At 44.2% G+C, this 20431-nt stretch carries 13 protein-coding genes and 3 tRNA genes; 9 read left to right on the top strand and 7 right to left on the bottom strand.

Translation table 11 applies throughout. The features are described 5' to 3' along the window. Positions 1 to 3930: a type IX secretion system sortase PorU gene (gene porU / locus CO230_RS03640; RefSeq protein ID WP_410492873.1), complete on the bottom strand. Its 3930-nt coding sequence runs from the start codon at positions 3928 to 3930 to the stop codon at positions 1 to 3. A 163-nt stretch (positions 3931 to 4093) separates the two neighbouring features. On the opposite strand from porU, the gene gldJ reads away from it, so the two are divergent. Next, positions 4094 to 5698 (top strand): gliding motility lipoprotein GldJ, encoded by a 1605-nt coding sequence (gene gldJ, locus CO230_RS03645; protein ID WP_122027357.1) that lies wholly within the window; start codon positions 4094 to 4096, stop codon positions 5696 to 5698. Between the two features lie 65 nt (positions 5699 to 5763). Next, positions 5764 to 7038, top strand: a complete 1275-nt coding sequence (locus CO230_RS03650) for a UDP-N-acetylmuramoyl-tripeptide--D-alanyl-D-alanine ligase (protein WP_122027358.1) — start codon at positions 5764 to 5766, stop codon at positions 7036 to 7038. On the opposite strand, the gene CO230_RS03655 is transcribed toward CO230_RS03650, so the two are convergent. After that, positions 7035 to 7640, bottom strand: a complete 606-nt coding sequence (locus tag CO230_RS03655) for an NUDIX hydrolase (RefSeq protein ID WP_122027359.1) — start codon at positions 7638 to 7640, stop codon at positions 7035 to 7037. The genes CO230_RS03650 and CO230_RS03655 overlap by 4 nt on opposite strands. Before the next feature lie 32 nt (positions 7641 to 7672). Between CO230_RS03655 and CO230_RS03660 the strand changes: the two genes are divergently transcribed. Next, a complete protein-coding gene (locus tag CO230_RS03660) occupies positions 7673 to 8059 on the top strand; it encodes an SRPBCC family protein (protein ID WP_122027360.1) in 387 nt (128 codons plus the stop codon). 132 nt (positions 8060 to 8191) lie between these two features. Here the strand turns inward: CO230_RS03660 and CO230_RS03665 are convergent, their stop codons facing one another. From CO230_RS03665 to CO230_RS03680, 4 genes are all read right to left on the bottom strand, one after another. Beyond that, complete coding sequence (locus tag CO230_RS03665) at positions 8192 to 8899, bottom strand: ABC transporter ATP-binding protein (protein WP_122027361.1); 708 nt, start codon at positions 8897 to 8899, stop codon at positions 8192 to 8194. Between the two features lie 92 nt (positions 8900 to 8991). Next, positions 8992 to 9065, bottom strand: a tRNA-Arg gene (locus CO230_RS03670). Between the two features lie 46 nt (positions 9066 to 9111). Then, a tRNA-Pro gene (locus CO230_RS03675) sits at positions 9112 to 9185 on the bottom strand. Between the two features lie 20 nt (positions 9186 to 9205). Continuing rightward, positions 9206 to 9290, bottom strand: a tRNA-Ser gene (locus CO230_RS03680). 133 nt (positions 9291 to 9423) lie between these two features. On the opposite strand from CO230_RS03680, the gene CO230_RS03685 reads away from it, so the two are divergent. The 3 genes from CO230_RS03685 (at position 9424) to CO230_RS03695 (ending at position 14897) form a co-directional block, all read left to right on the top strand. Further along, entirely contained in the window at positions 9424 to 10434 is a 1011-nt protein-coding gene (locus CO230_RS03685) for an N-acetylmuramoyl-L-alanine amidase (protein ID WP_122027362.1), read from the top strand. A gap of 117 nt (positions 10435 to 10551) precedes the next feature. Further along, positions 10552 to 11952 (top strand): aspartate ammonia-lyase, encoded by a 1401-nt coding sequence (aspA, locus tag CO230_RS03690; RefSeq protein WP_122027363.1) that lies wholly within the window; start codon positions 10552 to 10554, stop codon positions 11950 to 11952. A gap of 29 nt (positions 11953 to 11981) precedes the next feature. After that, the gene (locus CO230_RS03695; RefSeq protein ID WP_122027364.1) at positions 11982 to 14897 is read left to right on the top strand and encodes a M16 family metallopeptidase; all 2916 of its coding nucleotides are present in this window, start codon (positions 11982 to 11984) and stop codon (positions 14895 to 14897) included. Positions 14898 to 15149: 252 nt separating this feature from the next. Here CO230_RS03695 and CO230_RS03700 read toward each other — a convergent pair whose 3' ends face one another. Then, complete coding sequence (locus CO230_RS03700) at positions 15150 to 17291, bottom strand: S46 family peptidase (protein ID WP_122027365.1); 2142 nt, start codon at positions 17289 to 17291, stop codon at positions 15150 to 15152. Between the two features lie 174 nt (positions 17292 to 17465). On the opposite strand from CO230_RS03700, the gene CO230_RS03705 reads away from it, so the two are divergent. The 3 genes from CO230_RS03705 to glgB all read left to right on the top strand — a co-directional run bounded on the left by CO230_RS03705 (position 17466) and on the right by glgB (position 20423). Continuing rightward, complete coding sequence (locus CO230_RS03705; protein ID WP_122027366.1) at positions 17466 to 17879, top strand: hypothetical protein; 414 nt, start codon at positions 17466 to 17468, stop codon at positions 17877 to 17879. A gap of 27 nt (positions 17880 to 17906) precedes the next feature. After that, positions 17907 to 18377: a hypothetical protein gene (locus tag CO230_RS03710; protein ID WP_122027367.1), complete on the top strand. Its 471-nt coding sequence runs from the start codon at positions 17907 to 17909 to the stop codon at positions 18375 to 18377. Between the two features lie 123 nt (positions 18378 to 18500). Further along, positions 18501 to 20423 (top strand): 1,4-alpha-glucan branching protein GlgB, encoded by a 1923-nt coding sequence (gene glgB, locus CO230_RS03715; RefSeq protein ID WP_122028875.1) that lies wholly within the window; start codon positions 18501 to 18503, stop codon positions 20421 to 20423. Positions 20424 to 20431 lie beyond the last annotated feature (8 nt).

The following is a 20431-nucleotide window of genomic DNA, read 5'->3' on the forward strand; positions in this document are numbered from 1 at the left end:
TTATTTCAGTAAAACCATTTTCTCTACAGCGGTAGCGCTGCCTTTGCATTTCTCTTGGTTTTGGCTTTTTGCAAAGATCTTAAAAATATAGGTGCCTTTTCCAACTGCGTCTCCAAAATCATCGTTCCCGTCCCATTCAATGGCAGTTTTCGGTGTGCGGAAACCCTGAAAGGACGGCTCTGCGGTAACTGTTGTACTGATGGTTTTCACGAGTTTCCCGGTAATGGTGTAGATCTGTACATTTACATCAAGCAGGTCATCACAGTTATGCTCAAACTGAACATAGGTTTTGTTGGTAAAGGGGTTTGGCCAGTTTAGTGGTTTGTTTAGGGTGAGGTTCTGGTTGCTCTCGTCTTTAACTACAAAATTTAACGTGCTGGTAGTAGAATTATTGTTAATATCCCAAACCTTGAAAGTGAGCTGATGTGGGCCCGGCGCGAGGTTACGGAACGGGTAGCTTACAGTGCCTTTCTGGTAATCCGCTAAATTGGTGTTGTTGCAGCCATTGCCGTCACCGGAAAAATAAAAATCATTAAGAACCACGGTATCTATCACTTTACCATCCAGGATTACCGTAATGTCGTGCCCAATGCCCGAACCGGTAGAATTGATTCCCTTGTCATCAGTGATGCACGCCAGAAGCGTAGGGTTCTGATTGGTGATGCCGCCGTCCGCGAAATTGGTATTGTTCATATACAACTGCACTTTCGGCACTTCGTTGTCTATAATTCCGTCTGGATTGATGCCGCCGATCTGCTGCTCCTGGTTATTAAAGACATCAAACACGTTATTGTCCGCATAGGCTAGAATTCTGCCAGTTCCTACCTCGTAGTTGATATCTTTCGGCACATAAAATTCTACAGTGAACATACCATCCACGGCTTTGCCGGAAGCCTTTACGATCGGCCCGTTCTCTTCGGTGTAATTTAAAACGGGGTTCAGTTTCGAGTCGTTGTCGTTATTCAGCGTTTTTTTATTCACCCTTTTATCGAAAATGTTGATGGCCACTCTTCCGTTAAAATCTGCATCAACGGAACCGTCTGCTTTGGTAATGTGCCCCTTTATTTTCACAAAATCCAGTGCGCGCAATTGGCCGGGTATCGGAGATTCCACCGAATCTATTTTCAGCAATCTTTTAGGTCGGCTGAGTTTGGCCGCAGGATCGCCGAGCAGGTTTACTTTAAGGTGATTTTCATCGATGCCTTTCTCAATTTTGGCTTCCAGGAAAGCGTCACCCAGGCTTTTAAAATCATCATTCTCCAGTTCAAAAAGATGGCGGGTAAAAATGGTTGTAAAAAGTTCGCCGTAACCCACACCGATCGCACGGCTCGAGGTAAGCATCATGGACGCTCCGCCCTGCTTGGCTTTCATTACCTGCTCACCCGCGGAAAATGTGGAAGGCTCGTCCCAAAGTGTAAATTCGCATGTAATGGTAGAAACCAATGGAAACCGGGAATAGACATTGTTCCAGTTGTTAAAATTCCGGATCTCTTCCAGCGAAAGAACCCTTTCCTGTGCCCAGCCATTAATACCACCATGCCCGAAATAGAAGATGTAAAGGCTGTTACCCATATCATTGGCGATCGCCTGGTTGATCTGCGGATAACGTTGCCCGGCGGCGGAGGTCTGTGCCTGAAACGCATCAAAGTAAAGCTTACGGATGTTATACTCAGGTTTTTTATTGGTATAATAGATATTTGAAGGAGGCGTGAGATATCCGCTATCCAATTCTGCTTTTTTCAAGGCGTTATTCATGGTGTTATGGAATGGGACTCCGTTATCCGCGTCGTCGTCCACCACAAAATCCAGTTTCATGCGCCACTCACCGAAAGGCGTGGACTGTCCTGGTAACGCATTATAATAAGCCAAAGTTTTGTCAATCAATAGTTTGGCTTCTGTAATGTTTGCGGCAGGAAGTCGGCCAACAGGTAAATCTGGCAGCGTGGATGATAAGGAACTGGCTGTGATGCGTTGTGGAGAGGTCATCACGAAATAATCGTCAGTGACGTACGTCATTTCATAATCCCTGCTTTCCTCGCTCTGGTAAGATGGGATGATATCCGAACCAGGGTTTGCCTTTCCCTTGAAATCATAAGAAGTATCGCCCAGAATGAAAAGGTATTTCAGTCGACCATTGGTGGTGTTCAGTCTGGTGGTGAAATCGCGGATAGCGGTGATGTCTTTTCTGCCACTGCTGAATTCGTTATAGATTTTATTCACATCCACTACCGCTACATTATACTGGTTCTTATAATAATCAGCAAGCCGTTGCGCCTGCCCCAGCATTTCCGGTGCGGTAATCATCAGATAATCAATGTTCTGTAGGCTGGATAGGTCTTGGTTTTCAATTCTGCCAACGAACATAGGGCTATAGGCATCGGTATGTTTAAAGGCAATGAACTCGTTAACAAAGGTATTGCTGTTGGCAGTATAGCCGAAGCTGAACTGGCTGTTGTTGCCAGATTTATTAACTTTTCTGCGGGCATTGGTAAGATCTGATACCTGCCAGACCTGTTCGATATTTGTTGCGTTGGCAATCGAGAATGCGTAATCGCTGCCAGAGTTTTCATTGATGTCATACCGCCGGAAACTCAGTTGGCCGTCGCTATATTTCAATTCCTCACGATACTGTACTTCAGCATAATCGAAATAAAACCTGCCATTGGGGTTAGCGGAAATGTTTGGTTGATAGCTGAAGGTGAGTTTATTGCCCTGTAAACCTGTAAGTTCGCCAGAGAAGGTAATGGGTTGATAATCCTTCCGCGACTCAGATGGGATGTTGGTGACATCTTGCTGCTGATTATTGAAACTGATGGTGATATTATTACCTGCAGCCTGATAGCCGACGATTCGACTCCTGAATTTGACGGATTCATCAGCCTGAATGGGTGATTTTGTAGTAAATTCTACCGTTTTATTATCATTAAAGGCATCACCGACCCAGATCCGGCCTACCTTCATCAGGTTGTATTTCTCTTCGTTAATGTACTGATATTCATCATAACGTGTAAAGGGCACCGCAGATACTTCCTGGTCCTCCTCCTTGATACGTTTGCCAGGCCCGAGATCGAAATTGATGAAATAATAGGAGTAATCATCATAGATGTTGACGAAGTTCCTACTGGTGTCGCGCCGTGTCTCAATCCGTCTGTTCGTAGGGTCAGCATGTACATTTTTATACACATTAAAGCCGTGTGGACCTTGCGCATAAAAAAGCGCATAATCACCGTCATTCCAAACGCCGTCTTCCTCGCCGGTTACCTGTATGGCATTTTCCTGAACCGATGTGTAGCGTGGGTCGAGGTTATGTTCTGGCAGCATTAACCCACCATTTCCGTAGATCCTGAAGTTCTTCGGATTGATGTTAGAAGGATTAATGCCATTGTCCCGAAGGAATTTTGTGGTAATTTTAAATACCCCGGATTTATCCACTTTTATCTTATAGAATGTGCCGGATTTGAGCGGGTTATCGCTCGTACCGATTCGCTCGGTTCGGTGTCGTGCTGTTAAATTTTGGGGAGCATCGATCAATGTGAAAGCCATGAGACGGTAAACGGCTCCGTTCTCTGTTTTTAAAGCGCCTACCCGAATATTGATGGTTTTTTGGCCCGTGTACGGATTGGTGTAGTGGCTGACTTCCTTTATTTCCCGTGTCGGCAATACGTTCGGACTGAGGTCGTAAAGTTCCTTTATCGAAATTTTTTCCCACTGCAGGTCGGTGATTTGTTTTTCACCTGCACCAGCTTTCTCACTTGAACGGAAAAAAACAGCGCCTTCTTCATAAGCGAAACCAGCGTTTTTAAAAGCAGGGGCGGTTACTTTATAACTGCCAAAATTTATGGTTTCAGTACCTGCCCAGTCCAGACGGATGGTTTGCGCCGACAAAAGGGTAGAGGTAAAAAAAAAGAAAAAAAGCAGAAAAATTCGCATCATTTGGGCTTAGGAATTCAGGGATACAAATTAAACGAAAAATATTAAATTTTAGTGTGATGCAATAAAATATATTTCCCGGCGTTCTTGCAAAAATCAATCTATTAATTTGATTAATTAAATTATTTCTATTTTCTTTGTACCTTAAAATATCTCTATATTTATGAATAAACTAAAGTTGTTCACGATATTGGCGTTAGGTTCGCTTTTCCTGTTTACAAGTTGCGGCGGTGGCAACAGCAAAAAGGGGGGCGGAACGAAGCGTTTTACCAGTAAAACCGGCTGGAAACCCAACGACCAGAAAGGCTGGTTTTTTACCGGAAAGCAACAAAAGCAAAAGGGCTGGCCCGGCATGGTGTACGTGGAGGGCGGTACTTTTACCATGGGCTTGGTGAAGGATGATGTTATGCACGACTGGAATAATACCCCACGCCGCATGCAGGTAAGTTCTTTTTTCATCGGTGAGACCGAAATTACCAATTACGAATACCGCGAGTATGTTACCTGGCTGAAATTTGTTTTCCCGCCATCAGATCCTAATTTTAAAGAAATTTACCGTGGCGCTTTGCCCGATACTTTAGTTTGGAATAACGAACTTTCACGTAACGATTTTGCCGAAACATATTTCCGAAGACCAGAATACGATTATTATCCTGTAGTGGGTGTTTCTTGGCTTCAGGCATCACGCTACTGCGACTGGCTTACAGACAGGGCCAATGAAAAAGCACTAATGGAGCAGGGTGTGATCTCCAAAGACTTTTATACGAATGATGCGAACAATCAAGGCGCAAATTCTTTCAACCTCGATAAGTTCAAAGCCAACGACCCTGAGATGGAAACTTACCTGAATACACAGCGTCTTCAGCAGCGTTCCGGTATCAAAACAAGCAACCAGAGAATTTTAGCTGCCAACCGAAACGCAGCGGCTGGTGTGGTGGAAAAATTCCGACTCCCGACAGAGGTAGAGTGGGAGTTTGCGGCACTGGGCATGCAGAAAGAAAGAAATTATAACCTCTATACCAACAAAGAACCTCAAATAGAACAGCTGAAAGGCACCAAAGGCCGTGACCGTGGCATGTATCTCGAAAACTTTAAGCAGGGACGCGGAGATTACTCGGGGGTAGCAGGTTGGAAGAATGATGGTTCACCTACCACTTCTGATGTTAAACAATATCCATCAAATAACCTCGGGATCTATGGCATGTTTGGCAACGTAGCTGAATGGACGGCCGATGTCTACAGGCCAATTATCGATGAAGAGGCCAGCGATTTCAACTACTTCCGTGGGAATGTTGCCCAGCAAGTGGTAAGAAACGAAGACGGGACCTATAAAAAAGTAGATGCCGCAAGATACGATACACTGGCAGATGGACGTTTGGTTTACCGTGGTTTACCAGGACAGTATGAACGTGAAGTTGTTGCGGATTACCGAAACTTCCGCGATGGGGATTTCCAGTCGTCGCTAGAGGCTGGCTACGGCCGTGGGGAAGACAGCACCACAGCTGGTTATAACATGTACAATTCTAAACAGAAAAGATTTATTGTAGATGGAAGAGGACGTGTAGTAATGCAGAAAGATCCCGTAAGCCGAACCACAAGAGTATCAAACGAGGTGCGCGTGATCAAAGGCGGGTCTTGGTTGGATGGCGCTTACTGGCTGGACCCGGGACAGAGAAGATACCGTGACGAGGCGAAAGCTTACGGTTGGGTAGGTTTCCGTGTGGCACAGGATGCGAAATCAACTTCCAAAGGAAGAACCAAAAGATAATTTTACCTGAAAATATTCAAGAATCCTTCTGTTAATTGCAGAAGGATTTTTTATTTTTGACCCTTATGAACGTAGCTACCTTTTACCCCATTTTTTTGAGCGCCGCCAAAGTAACCATTGATAGCCGTAATATTCAGCCAAATGATGTCTTCTTTGCGTTCTCCGGCGAAAACTTCAATGCTGCCACACTTGCACAAGACGCAATTGCAAAAGGCGCTTCCGCCGTAATCGTAGAACAAGAAGCATTTGAAAATACAGCTGAGAATATATTTTATGTTCCGTCCACACTAAAGTTTCTGCAAGAGCTGGCAGCTTATCACCGCGACCAGCTTAACATTCCGGTTATTGCGCTTACCGGCAGCAATGGTAAAACGACTACTAAAGAAATTATCCACGCTGTTCTATCACAAAAGTACAGCGTACAGTACACCAAAGGCAATCTAAACAATCACATCGGCGTGCCCTTAACGTTGCTTTCAATTAATGATACACACGATATGGCGGTAGTGGAAATGGGGGCCAACCACCAAAAAGAAATCGCGGAACTGTGCCAGATCGCAAAACCGGATTATGGGTACATCACGAATTTTGGAAAAGCCCACCTGGAGGGTTTTGGTGGCTTTGAAGGTGTGATAAAAGGCAAGTCAGAACTGTATGATTATCTCAAAAGTGCCTCTGCCACAGTTTTAGTGAATCAAAATGATCTGATCCAAATGGAAAAAACCTCCGGCTACGAAAGATGCATCAGTTTTGGAGGTCAGCACGCAGATTATCAGTTTCAAGAACTCACGAAAGATAAATTTGTGGGCCTGAGTTTTCAGGGGAATGAAGCGTATTCAAACCTTACAGGAAGCTATAATTTCACCAATCTTTGTGCGGCCGCGAGTTTAGGGTTACATTTTGGTCTGAGTTTTCAGGAAATAAAAACGGCCATTGAAAGCTATCAGCCGACGAATATGCGCTCACAAATCGTAGAGAAAAACGGCAAGACCCTGGTGTTGGATACGTATAATGCCAACCCCAGTTCAATGGCTGAGTCGTTAAAAAACTTCAGTAAGTTTAAGGGTTCTAAAACGGTTATTCTGGGTGATATGCTGGAGCTTGGTGAGGCGTCACAACAGGAGCATCAAAATATACTGGATCTGGCCTTAAAACTGCGTTTCAATGAAATTATTACCGTGGGTAACCTCTTTATGGAGATAAATAAATCAGGTAACGCATTCGGGTCTACCGCGTCATTATCAGAATATCTGAAAAACAATTCAATCGCTTCCGAAAATATCCTTCTGAAAGGTTCCCGGGGAATTGCGCTGGAGAGCATACTTGATTTTATCGCTTAGTGCTGCAGCCAGAAATCATTTAAAATAAGTTTGATGTTTTGGAAGGTTTGGGGCAAGACCTCGGCGGTCACCGCCTCCTGATCTTTCCATGCCACCTCAGAGATGCCTTCTTCGGTTTGTGGTATCGGTGTCTCATTGCCAACATATCTCATCCGGAACCAATACGTGGTTTTCAAGATTTTATCGCCGTTACGTTCGGTGTACAGGTGGAAAGTATTGTTCAGGAATTCCTCCAAGATCAGTTCCTTTAGCCCTGTTTCTTCTTCTACTTCGCGCAGGGCGGCCTGTTCCAGTGATTCGCCTTTTTCAATTTTTCCTTTGGGCAGGTCCCATCGTCCGATCCGGCGGATGAAGAGTAGTTTTCCTTCCTTGTTGCTTACCACCCCGCCAGCCGCTTCAATCACCTTGAACATATGCGTGAAATCCTCCCACATTTCCTCGATCTCTTCACCGTACACATTTATTTCCGGGCACGAGGTGTTCTGCAAAAGATCCACGGCTATTTCAAGTGTAGCAAAACCCTCATACCGAAGTTTCTTCTCGAAATCTTCGGGGTATTTACTTAATGTTAATTTTTTTTCATTCATAAAAACTTTATACATTTGTAGGGCTTTAATATTACAAAAATATAAAAATGAAATTAGAAGGACGTAAAGTAACCGTAAATAAATCATCTGCCGAACTTGTAGAAATGCTTAAGAATCCGGGCGATTACCGCAATCTGATGCCAGAGTCGCTACAGAATTTCGAAGCCCGTGAAGATGGCTTTAAATTTGGACTGAAGGGCATGCCAGAAATCGCACTGAAAATTGAAAATGTTTCTGACCGTGAAGTCGTATTGAAATCTGCCGCCTCGAACCTTGATTTTAAGCTTACCGGCGCAATGAACCCAATAAGTGAAAACCAGACAGAAGTACAACTGCTTTTTGATGGTAAATTCAATCCGTTTATTAAAATGATGGTAGAAAAACCACTGCAGAATTTTATCAACTCGCTGTCCGACAGTTTAGAGAAACTGTAAGAAAAATTAAAAGTGGCTGCCTCAAAAGGGCAGTTTTTTTTTGCTTTGAGAACTTTTACTTTTTGCTTCCTACTAATCCATTGTTAGGTATTAAAGAGGAAATTTAATTACAAATCAGTTTGTCCTGAGAAATCAGGACTTTTTTATGTGTGTATATTGGCTGAAGGCTTCTTCGAGCGTTTCAAATTTTCCTTTAAACTCAGAAATCGGCGAGTCCTGGATGATCTGCCCCTGATGGATAAGAATTACGCGCGAGCAGAGTGCTTCCACTTCCTGCATGATGTGGGTGGAGAGCATCACGGTTTTCTCGTGCCCAACATCCTTAATAACTTGCCGTATCTCTATGATTTGGTTAGGGTCCAGGCCATTGGTAGGCTCATCGAGGATCAGTAGGTCAGGAGCGTGCAGAATAGCCTGTGCAAGCCCGACACGTTGTTTGTACCCTTTAGAGAGTTGGCTGATTTTCTTCGATTTTTCTGGGGTAATGCCTACCAAGTCTATCACCTCATTCACCCGTAATAATGGCAGTTTGTGTAATCTGGCTACAAAACCCAGATATTCCTTTACAAACATATCATGGTAAAGCGGATTGTTTTCCGGTAGAAAACCCATGTGTCTTTTGGCATACAGCGCTTCCTTCTGTATATTTTTACCGTTGAAGATCACCTGCCCCTCATCAATTTTTATGCTGCCGGTGATCGATTTCATGAGTGTGGATTTTCCGGCACCATTAGGGCCTAAAAGTCCGATGATTTCGCCTTTCCCGATTTCGAGATTGATGTGGTCCAGCGCAGTTTGCGAGCCGAATTTTTTGGTAAGATTAGTGATCTGAAGAGACATTCCAACGATTTTGCGGTAAAGTTACGATTAAAAGTTGTCACGGAAACAGACAGGCTTAAAAGCAAAAAACCCCACAAAAGTGAGGTTTCAAGTGAGCGCGATAGGATTCGAACCTATGACCGTCTGCTTAGAAGGCAGATGCTCTATCCAGCTGAGCTACGCACCCTTAGGCCGTAAAATAAAAAATTCCCGAAGGAATTTTAAATAAAAAGTCGGGGCGCAGGATTCGAACCTGCGACCTCCTGGTCCCAAACCAGGCGCGATGACCGGACTACGCTACGCCCCGAGTAAATTTTCCAAAGGTTGCGGAGGGTGTGGGATTCGAACCCACGCGACCCTTTCGGGCCGACAGTTTAGCAAACTGCTCCGTTAACCACTCCGGCAACCCTCCATTGCAATATTTTTATGAACTTCTATTCCGTAATTGCGAGTGCAAATATAGAATAGTTTTCAATATTTACCAAACGTTTTTACTTAAATTTTTTTGTAATTTTGAAAGAAATTAATCCCAAATCATTTCGCTGATGCGTAAACCATTATACATCATAGGATTAGGCGCCATGCTGTTTTCCTGTGCTTCTCAAAATAAATCTAAACAAATCACAGTCACACCTGTGAAAACTGCTGTTCCGGTAAAAACAGTACAGCAAGCGCCACCTAAAGCCCAACTTGAAAAAGAAGGCGGATATGATTTTTTTAAGATAAATATCGCCAACACCGCCAAAAACGACAACACCATCAGTTACGGTTCTATCGTGTCGGCAAATCCTGCCGGTTATAGAGTGGTGAAAACTTATTTCCCGGCGGTCGCCCAGAATTTCCGGCAGAAATATATCATTCTTCATTATACGGCGCTGGACGATGACCGTTCTGTACGCGTATTGACAGAGCAGTCCGTAAGTTCGCATTATTTAGTGAACAGTTTTAACGACCGCGAAATTTATCAGCTGGTGGATGAAAACAAACGTGCTTATCACGCGGGCATCAGCGCCTGGAGGAATGACAGTATGTTGAATGATACCTCCATCGGTATTGAAATTGTAAACGCAGGATATGTAACCGATAGTTCAGGCGTAAAGATTTTCCCCGAATTTGACGAAGACCAGATCAAAAAGGTGGCTGCTCTCGTAAAGGACATCGCTACGAGGTATATGATCCCACCCACCAATATTCTGGCACATTCAGACATCGCCCCTACCAGGAAGCAGGATCCGGGTCCAAAATTTCCGTGGAAAAAGCTATATGATGATTACCAAATCGGTATGTGGTATGATGAGCCTGTCATGCAAACCTTCCTGGGGCAGATCATCCCGGAAGAATTTGCGCTGCAAAGTACCAGTTCAGAGTTTATATACAGATATCAGGTGGCTCTGAAGAAACTGGGGTACGCCATTGATACGAATGGAAGGGCAGATGACGCTACCAAAAAAACCGTGGAGGCTTTTCAATATCACTTTCGGCCGGCAAAGTATGATGGACAGATGGATGCGGAGTCTTGGGCGATCTTACAGGCATTAAATCAAAAATATCCTTAACAATTAAAATATTTTCACTTCTTTTGAAGTAGGATTTTAAAAAGCATAACGGGCGGTTTTATCGCTCGTTTTTTACAGTTTTTAGCAAGTAATTTAAAAATATTCAAATATCTTTTTATGGAAAATTTCCGGCATGAAAGCGATTTGCTTGGTACACTGAAGGTCCCTGCCAATGCCTACTACGGAGTACAGACGCAACGCGCCATCGAAAACTTTAAGATTTCAGGGCAGTATCTGATGTCGTATCCCCATTTCATCAATGCGCTGGCAATGGTGAAAAAAGCAGCGGCCAAAACCAATTATGAACTTGGCCTGCTCAGCGAAGACCTTTACCGGGTGATTGCCGAGGTTTGTGATGAGATCATCAGTGGCCAGTTGCACGATCAGTTCCCCATTGATATGATACAGGGTGGCGCGGGCACTTCCGTAAATATGAACGCCAATGAAGTGATCGCCAACCGTGCGCTCGAAAAACTCGGTAAAAACAAAGGTGAATACCAGTTCTGTTCACCTAACGACCATATCAACCTCTCGCAGTCTACCAACGACGCTTATCCTACCGCTATTAAAATGGCCTTGCTGCACATGAATATTGATCTTGTGGCTAAACTTGAAAAGACCATCCAGGCATTCAGAGAGAAAGGGCGGGAGTTTAGTGGCATCATTAAGATGGGGCGTACACAGCTTCAGGATGCTGTACCGATGACTTTAGGGCAGGAGTTTGAAGCGTTTGCGGCTACTTTAGAGGAAGACATCTCGAAACTGAATAGCAACGCCAATCTTTTCGTAGAAATAAACATGGGTGCTACCGCTATTGGTACCGGTATTAATGCACCGCTGGGTTATGCGAAACTCTGCGCAAAAAATCTTTCTGAAATTTCAGGGTTTGAGATTGTCTCGGCACCGAATCTTGTGGAAGCGACTCCGGATACCGGTTCGTACGTCATTTATTCCTCCGCGATGAAGCGGCTGGCCGTAAAACTCTCGAAGATCTGTAATGATTTACGTTTGCTGAGTTCTGGCCCGCGTGCAGGTCTTTTTGAAATCAATCTGCCGCCTATGCAGCCAGGTTCTTCCATCATGCCAGGGAAAGTAAATCCTGTAATTCCGGAAGTGGTAAATCAGGTGTGTTACAAAGTGATTGGCAATGACCTCACCGTTACGTTCGCGGCGGAAGCCGGGCAGTTGCAGCTTAATGTGATGGAGCCGGTGCTTTCGCATTCTATCATGGAAAGCATCAATTTCCTGGGTAATGCGCTCGATACGCTTCGTGAAAAATGTATCACTGGGATTACCGCCAATAAAGAGGTTTGTTTGAATATGGTGCGCCACAGCATTGGTATTGTAACGGCGCTTAACCCGTATATCGGTTATAAAAACGCTACGGAAATCGCCAAAGAAGCCTTGGAAACGGGTAAAAGCGTGTATAATCTGGTACTCGAAAAGCAAATCCTCTCGCAGGAAAAACTCGATGAAATCTTGGATCCCGCCAACATGCTGCGCCCGCACGATTTTTAAAACCGATTTACCATAATGCAATGTAATTCATGAAGAAACTCATCAGCACATTAACCCTCATAGGAGCACTTACCATGACACAGGCACAGTCCTATCAAACCAAAATAAATACCGATAGCCAAGGTTATACCTACGAAACCGTACTGAATGATAAAACCGGGGTAAGGGTTTATACCCTGAAAAACGGTTTAAAGGTTTATTTAGCACAAAATTTCGATGCGCCAAGAATTCAGACCTACATCCCAGTGCGCACCGGCAGCAACAATGATCCGGAAGATGCGACAGGATTGGCGCATTATCTGGAGCACATGCTGTTCAAAGGAACCTCAAAATTAGCCTCGGCGAATTGGGCTAAGGAAAAACCGCTTTTAGACCAGATCGCTGACCTGTACGAGCAGCACAAGGCAGAAACTGATCCGGAAAAGAAAAAAGCCATCTACAGAAAAATTGATGAAGTTTCGCAGGAAGCCAGTAAATATGCCATTGCGAACGAGTACGACAAGGCCATTTCCTCTTTAGGAGCCTCCGGAACAAATGCCCATACGTGGCTGGATGAAACTGTTTACAAAAACAACATCCCAAGCAACGAGCTTGAAAAATGGTTAAAAGTAGAAAAAGAAAGATTCTCTGAATTGGTTCTCCGGCTTTTCCATACAGAACTTGAGGCTGTTTATGAAGAGTTCAACCGTTCGCAGGACAATGATTCACGCCTTGTGAACTATGAACTGATGGACGCGCTTTTCCCGAAACACCCGAACGGGCAGCAAACCACGATAGGGAAATCCGAGCATCTGAAGAATCCTTCAATGGTCGCCATTCATAAGTATTTCAATACCTATTACGTACCGAATAATTATGCCGTAGTGTTGGTGGGCGACCTTGATTTCGATAAGACGATTAAGTTGGTTGACCAATATTTCGGCACTTTCGAATATCGCGAGCTGCCCCTGAAGAAAATGGTGACGGAAGAACCGATGACCAACATTGTAGAACGTGTGGTGAAGAGTCCGTCTGCACCACGCCTACAAATCGCCTGGAGAACAGATTCCTATGGTACTCACCAAGCAAGGCTGGCAGATATTACCGCCAACCTGTTGACCAACGCCGGCGAAACGGGCCTGATCGACCTCAACATCAACCAAAGCCAAAAAGCACTACGCGCCATGGCGTACGCTTCTCCTTTTAAAACTTACGGAAACTTCTCGATGGTGATCGTACCAAAAAACGACCAGACCTTAGACGAAGCAAAGCAACTCCTCTTAAGCCAGATTGAACTCATTAAGAAAGGCCAGTTCGAGGAATGGCTGATCCCCGCTATCATCAATGATATGAAGATTCAGCGCATGAAGACCGTTGAAACTGCCGATGGCCTTGCGACTGCACTTTACGGCGCATATATCAATGGGCAAAACTGGCAGGATGAACTTAATGAAATCAATGAATACGAGAAGATTACCAAAGCAGATATCGTAAAATTCGCGAATGAGTTCTTTAAAGATAATTATGTCATCGTAAAGAAAGAAAAAGGCGTGAATGACAAGTTGGTTCGTGTAGAAAACCCAGGCATTACCCCCATCAAGCTCAACAAAGAAGCGCAGTCACCATTCCTGGCTGGTATTTTGGCAGAAAAATCTACTGAGATCAAACCTGAATTTGTGGACTTTTCAAAAGCCATCAAAACAGATAAGATCGCGGGTAAAAAAGCCAGTTTCGTAGAAAATAAATATAATGATGTCGCACAGACTTACTTTATCTTCCCGTTCGGCAGTGACCATGATAAAGAATTGCCATTGGCCATGCAGGTGCTGGAATATCTGGGTACCGATAAGCTTTCGGCCGAGCAGTTAAAGCAGGAGTTCTTCAAGTTAGGCATCAGCTACAACTTCCGTGCGGGTGCCGATCAGCTGATCGTTTCATTAAGCGGTCTTGAGCAGAACATGCCGAAAGGGATTACCTTGCTGAAAAACTGGATGACGGATGCCAAACCTAACCAGCAAGTGTATGAAGAAAACGTGAGAACCATCCTCGAAAGCCGTGATGTCGCCAAAAAAGACAAAGGCCGAATTATGGCAGCACTCACCAACTACGCAAAATATGGCAGAACATCGCGTTTTACCGATGTGGTTTCAGCGGATCGCCTGAAGCAAATCCGTTCCGAAGAGATGACGGCAAAGGTTAAGGATCTGCTTCACATGCCTTATCAGATCTTTTTCTATGGCAATAACTTTAATAAATTTAAAAAGTATGCGAAGCCATTCGTAGAATCTGAAAATATGAAGATCCCTGCTAAGAAAGTCTATCCGGAGCCTGCAACCGAAAATAAAGTGTACTTTACCAATTACGATATGGTACAGACGGAAATGAGTAAAGTTGCCAAAGCCGGTCCTGTAAATCTTAAAAATTTCGGAAAGATAAATGTGTTTAACGAATATTTCGGGCGCGGGCTTTCGTCCATCGTCTTCCAAGAGATTCGTGAGAGCAAGAGTTTGGCTTATTCCGCCTACGTTTCTTACGCCAGCGCAGGGGAAATCAACAAGGCTGATTATGTGACCACCTACATCGGTACACAGGCCAATAAACTGGGACAAGCCGTAAACGCGATGAACGAGTTGATGGCAGATCTGCCGCAGGTGCCCGCACAGTTCGCCAATGCGAAGAACGCGGCGTTGAAGCAAATCGCCTCTGGCAGGATCAACCGTACCAATATTTTCTTTAATTACCTGAACCTACAGAAACTGGGGATTGATTATGATATAAGAAAAGACCTTTACAACGAGATCCAAAATCTTACGATTGATGAAGTAACCAAGTTCTATAATGCCACGATAAAACCATTGAATTACAACACAGCCATCATCGGGAAGAAAGAGAATCTTGATATGGAAGCGATAAATAAGATGGGCACCTTCCATGAAGTTTCGCTGGAAGAAATCTTCGGGTACTAAAGACTTTGCAGCATCTAAAGAAACGCACTTTCAGGAGTGCGTTTTTTTATTTAATAAAGACTGTTGATATAAAAATGGGTGAAAAGACGCGAATACAGCAGCCAAAATTTCCGCAAATTTGTACTGTTAAATAGCGACCTATTTAATAACTAAAAACCATGAAAACTGAAAACTCCGGAACACATGTCCCGGAGTTTTTATTATAGCTGAAAATCCCGCATAGTGGCGGGATTTTAAGGATGAATGGGTATCTTATTTTACGATCTTCATTTCATTAATCAGCCATTTAGCATCAGCATATTTATCAATGATGAACAGAATGTATTTCGTATCTACCATGATATTACGGCTGAATCGCGGATCGAAATTGATGTCGCTCATCGTTCCTTCCCACTGCCGGTCGAAGTTCAGGCCGATCAGGTTCCCGTGGGCATCAAGTACCGGGCTTCCCGAGTTACCGCCGGTCGTATGGTTTGTCGCCGTGAAGTTTACAGGTACTTCACCGGTTTTATCTTTGTAGATTCCGTAATCTTTGGCTTGGTAAAGATCAATCAGTTTTTTAGGAACGTCAAACTCGTAATCTCCCGGTACGTATTTCTCCATAATCCCTGAAATATGGGTTTGGTAACCGTAATAAACGGCATCACGCGGGTTAGATCCTTTTACCTGTCCGTAAGCAACACGCAGGGTAGAGTTGGCATCCGGGAAGAAGGGTCTATCCTTGTCCGTTTCCATCTGCTGCGCCATGTATCTTTTCTGAAGAACATCAATCTGAGACTGTAACTGGGCGTATTTATCCTCCGTAGAAGTCATATAAGACGTTCTGAGTTGCGTAGCTAATTTGATGAACGGGTCATCTTTTAAAGCCTTCACAAGTTCTGCCGGATTCGCGAATACTTTCTGGATGTCAGTTGCTGCGGTTGCGCCGTTAAGACTTTTTCTGCCGCTTACCACCGAGTTTTTCGACCACTCTTCAATAAGGGAAAGGTTGGCGTTTTCATCTTTAAACTGCGCGAAGTTTGTCGGTAAGAAGGATTGTGGGGTTTTGTTGGCATAAAGCGCAAGCAACTTAGCGGTCACTTTTGCATCCAGCGCGCCATCGTAGTCTTTATAGAAAGAAGCGAGACGGTTTTTTAGGGAAGTCATGCTTTTATCGTCGGTTTTGCCGGCTTCATAGCTTTGCATGAAGTTCAGGTATTGGTTGGCAAGCGACAGCGTTTCCGCGTTACGGATCACCTCCGAATAATATGCACGGTTCAGGGCGTAAGGTGCCTGCTCTGTGTAAAGGGCGTTTAACCCGTCGATGGTTGTTTTTACCTGCGGATTTTTAGCGATAAGGCTTTGCTCGTATTTTTTCTTTTTACCTACCGCGTCAGATTTTTTCAGACCTTCCACTTCGCCGATCCATTTTTTCCAGTAGTTGGCGACAGAGGCGTATTTAGAGGCATATTTAATTCTGGTCTCATCATCAGCACGCATTTTTTCATCCAAAGTCTTCAGCGCTACTTCGCGCACCGAAATCATTGCAGGATCAGTATCAGTCATGATCTTTTCTACAGCGATGGCCGGTAGGTATTCGGTAGTTCTTCCCGGGAAGCCGAAAACAAACGTAAAATCGTTTTCCTGCTTGTCTTTAATGGATACAGGTAAAAAATGTTTTGGTTTATAAGGGACGTTGTCTTTTGAATATTCTGCCGGACGGTTGTTCTTGTCAGCATAAATACGGAACATGGCAAAATCGCCGGTATGCCGTGGCCAAACCCAGTTATCGGTGTCTGAACCGAACTTCCCGATGCTTGATGGCGGCGCGCCTACCAGGCGGATGTCCTTAAAGGTCTCAATAACATATGCATAATATTTATTGCCGTAATACATGGGTTTGATGACTACTTTCTGCCAAGGTTCCAGCTTGAAGCCTGCCTGCACTTTTTCAAGATTTGTACGGATCAGGTCCTCTGCTGCCTTACCCTCCAGGTTTTGTGTACCGGCAAGTACCTCAGCGGATACCTCTTTGATATCAGTGATGAAATCTACCGTTACACCAGGATTCGCCAGTTCACCTCCCATGTTTTTCGCCCAGAAACCATCAGACAGATAATCGTTCTGTACGCTCGAATGTTTTTGGATTTGCCCGTAGCCACAGTGGTGGTTGGTAAGCAAAAGGCCTTGTGGCGATATGATTTCTGCGGTACAGCCACCGTTAAACTGTACTACGGCATCTTTAATGCTGGGTTTTGCAGGATCGAAAATCTGTTTTGCCGAGATCTTCATTCCCAGGTCCTTCATTTCCTTTTCATTAAGTTCTGTGGGGATCCACATACCGCCGTACTGCTGGCCAAAAGCCATCACTGCCGGGAAAATTATTGCTGCAAGCAATATATTTCTTCTTTTCATTTCTATAAAATTTGCCTAAAAATAAATAAAATAAAGCAATTGGGAAAAGTTAGCTGCCCAAACACGTTTTATTTATGAGATAATTGATAAAAAACATGAATAAATGCAGATTCAGTCACTTGAAAACGTCTGTACGTGGCATTACTTTTGAAGATCTGAAGAAAAATAAACCGAATGGGTGATCTGGGTGAACAACTCCTGTGGCTTTTTCTATTGGCAATCCCTATTGCATGCGTTGCCTGGACGGTGACACACGAAGAAATCTTCCGCGAACCAAGGGAATACTGCGTGAAACGTTCGCAGCACGCAGAAAAGATATTAGAGCGAAAGTTCTTCTATCTCTTTACCTGCGAATACTGCTTTAGCCATTACGTGACGGCTTTCTTCCTCATTATTACACAATTTACGCTTCTCATGGAAGGTTGGCGTGGCTATTTTGTTTCATTTTTTGCGTTGGTGTTTGTAGCCAATTTTTATATGAGCCTTTTTGCCTATCTAAGGCAGAGCCTGAAAGTGGAGCGGATTGAAGCCAACCTCAAAGACAATGAATGGCATGAAGTGAAGGAGGAAGTCCAGACTAAAAAATAACATACCGACTATTAAAAAAATACAATTATGGACAAACATGAAAGACTACAGAAATACAAGTATGATGAATATACCGTAGTCACCAATTTCGAAACGTATGAAGACGCGCTTGAATATGCCGACAAACACCACGGCGAACTTATAGAGGTAGGTTTCACCGATGGCTCCGACAATCCTCTGCCGGACGATACCGGAAACCTCATCGCAGAACACCGAACTTTTAAAGTAGGACTTGATAAGGAATACAAGGTATATTATTCCCAGGATAAGGAATTTCAGGATATGGCCGAAGGAATCCTCGAACTGATGAAGGAAAAAGAAGACGACAATACCCCGGAAGACTGGATTGCTGACCAGAATATTGCCACAGGCGACCGTATCATCATTGAAAAGAATGGCGAAATAAACACCGTCACCACCCGCGAAAGAGTGAAATTCCTGATGCGCGGCAGTTTATACGAACTGGCGGTAAAAGTTCCCAACAATAACGAAGACTAAGCAAACAGTACTTTTAATCTATTTAGAATCAGCGATACGCTGATTTGCCGCGCCGTGGTATTTTGAATATATTTGAATGACATTTAGCCGCACTTGTCCGACTATTCATTCAATCCCGAAATTATGGAACGTGTACTCCCTCATTCGTTATTTACAGACGCAGATATTTACCTTTTTCGTGAGGGAAAACATTATCGGCTCTATGAGAAATTCGGGGCGCATACCATAGAAAAGAACAGTAATAAAGGCGTTTATTTCGCTGTATGGGCACCAAATGCCGAGGCGGTCTCCGTTATCGGCGATTTTAACCATTGGGGCTCCGGTTTACACAAATTATATCCGAGGTGGGATGGCTCAGGTATCTGGGAAGGCTTTATCGAAGGGTTGGGCTGGGGCGATATTTACAAATACGCCATCCGTACAGCGACCGGGGTGCTGCTTGAAAAGGGAGATCCATTTGCCCTTAGCTGGGAGCAACATGTACAGGCATCGTCAGTCATTTCTACCACCTGGTTCGAGTGGCAAGATCAGGATTGGCTTGCTTCGAGACAAAATAAGGATATTTATAATACTCCGCTTTCAATATATGAAGTACATTTAGCCTCATGGATGCGGGGTACCGACCATCCCGAAAGATTTCTTTCATACCGCGAAATGGCCGAGAGGCTCGTTCCGTACTTGAAAGAGATGAATTTCACGCATGTGGAATTAATGCCGGTGATGGAATATCCTTATAATCCCAGTTGGGGATATCAGGTAACTGGTTTCTATGCCGCGACTTCACGTTTCGGCGCACCACAGGATTTGATGTATCTGATTAATGAATTACACCGTAATGGCATCGGCGTTATTTTAGACTGGGTTCCCGCGCACTTTCCGGGGGATGCCAATGGCCTGCATTTTTTCGACGGGACTTTTCTTTACGAACACGAGGATCCGCGCAAAGGTTTCCACCCCGAATGGAAATCGCATATCTTCAACTATGGCCGCCCAGAGGTGAAATCATTCCTGATTTCAAATGCCATGTTTTGGCTCGACCGCTATCATGCCGACGGTTTAAGGGTGGATGCAGTTACCTCCATGTTGCATCTCGATTATGCCCGAAACGAGGGCGAGTGGGAGCCTAATGCCGAAGGCGGTAATGTGAATCTCGAAGCCAAGAAATTCTTACAGGATTTCAATGTAGCCGTTTACAAAGAGTTTCCGGGCATCCTAACGGTGGCAGAAGAAAGTTCAGACTTCCCCATGCTTACAAAACCCGTACACGAAGGTGGCGTAGGTTTCGGCATGAAATGGATGATGGGCTGGATGCATGATACCCTAAAATATTTTAAGGAAGAACCCATTCACCGAAAATACCATCACAATAAACTCACGTTTGCCTCCATGTACGTGAATAAAGAAAACTACATGATGCCTCTCTCGCATGACGAAGTCGTACACGGCAAATCGAGCCTTATCTATAAAATGCCGGGGGACGAATGGCAAAAATTTGCCAACCTTCGGGCACTTTACACCTATATGTTCACACAGCCTGGCGCCAAACTATTGTTCATGGGGAATGAATTTGCCCAGACCAATGAATGGAACTTTGCGCAAAGTTTAGATTGGCACCTGCTGAAATATCCCATACATAAAGGTTTACAGCAATACGTCAAAGCGCTGAACGCCCTTTACTCCACCGAAGAATCTCTTTACCAAAACCAATATAAACCCGATGGTTTTGAGTGGGTGGAAGCCAATGATGCCGAGAATTCCGTATTCATTTACCTTAGAAAAAATAGCAACCAATCGCAAATCACCATGACGGTGCTAAACCTTACACCACGGGTATTAGACTACAAAATCGGTGTAGATGAAGGCACCAATTGGCAAGTGATTTTAAACTCTGATGAAAAAAAGTTTGGCGGAAGCGGGGTGATGGCAGAAATTATAGATGAGGAAGATGATGAGTGGATGTACCGCCCGAACAATATCGTACTCCGTTTGCCGCCTTTGGCAGGGGTTATTCTAAAGCACTGCGGACCACCGGTGGCGCATGTTTAAACCAATAG

The sequence above is a fragment of the Chryseobacterium sp. 6424 genome, from assembly GCF_003692615.1.
Taxonomy (GTDB): Bacteria; Bacteroidota; Bacteroidia; order Flavobacteriales; family Weeksellaceae; genus Kaistella.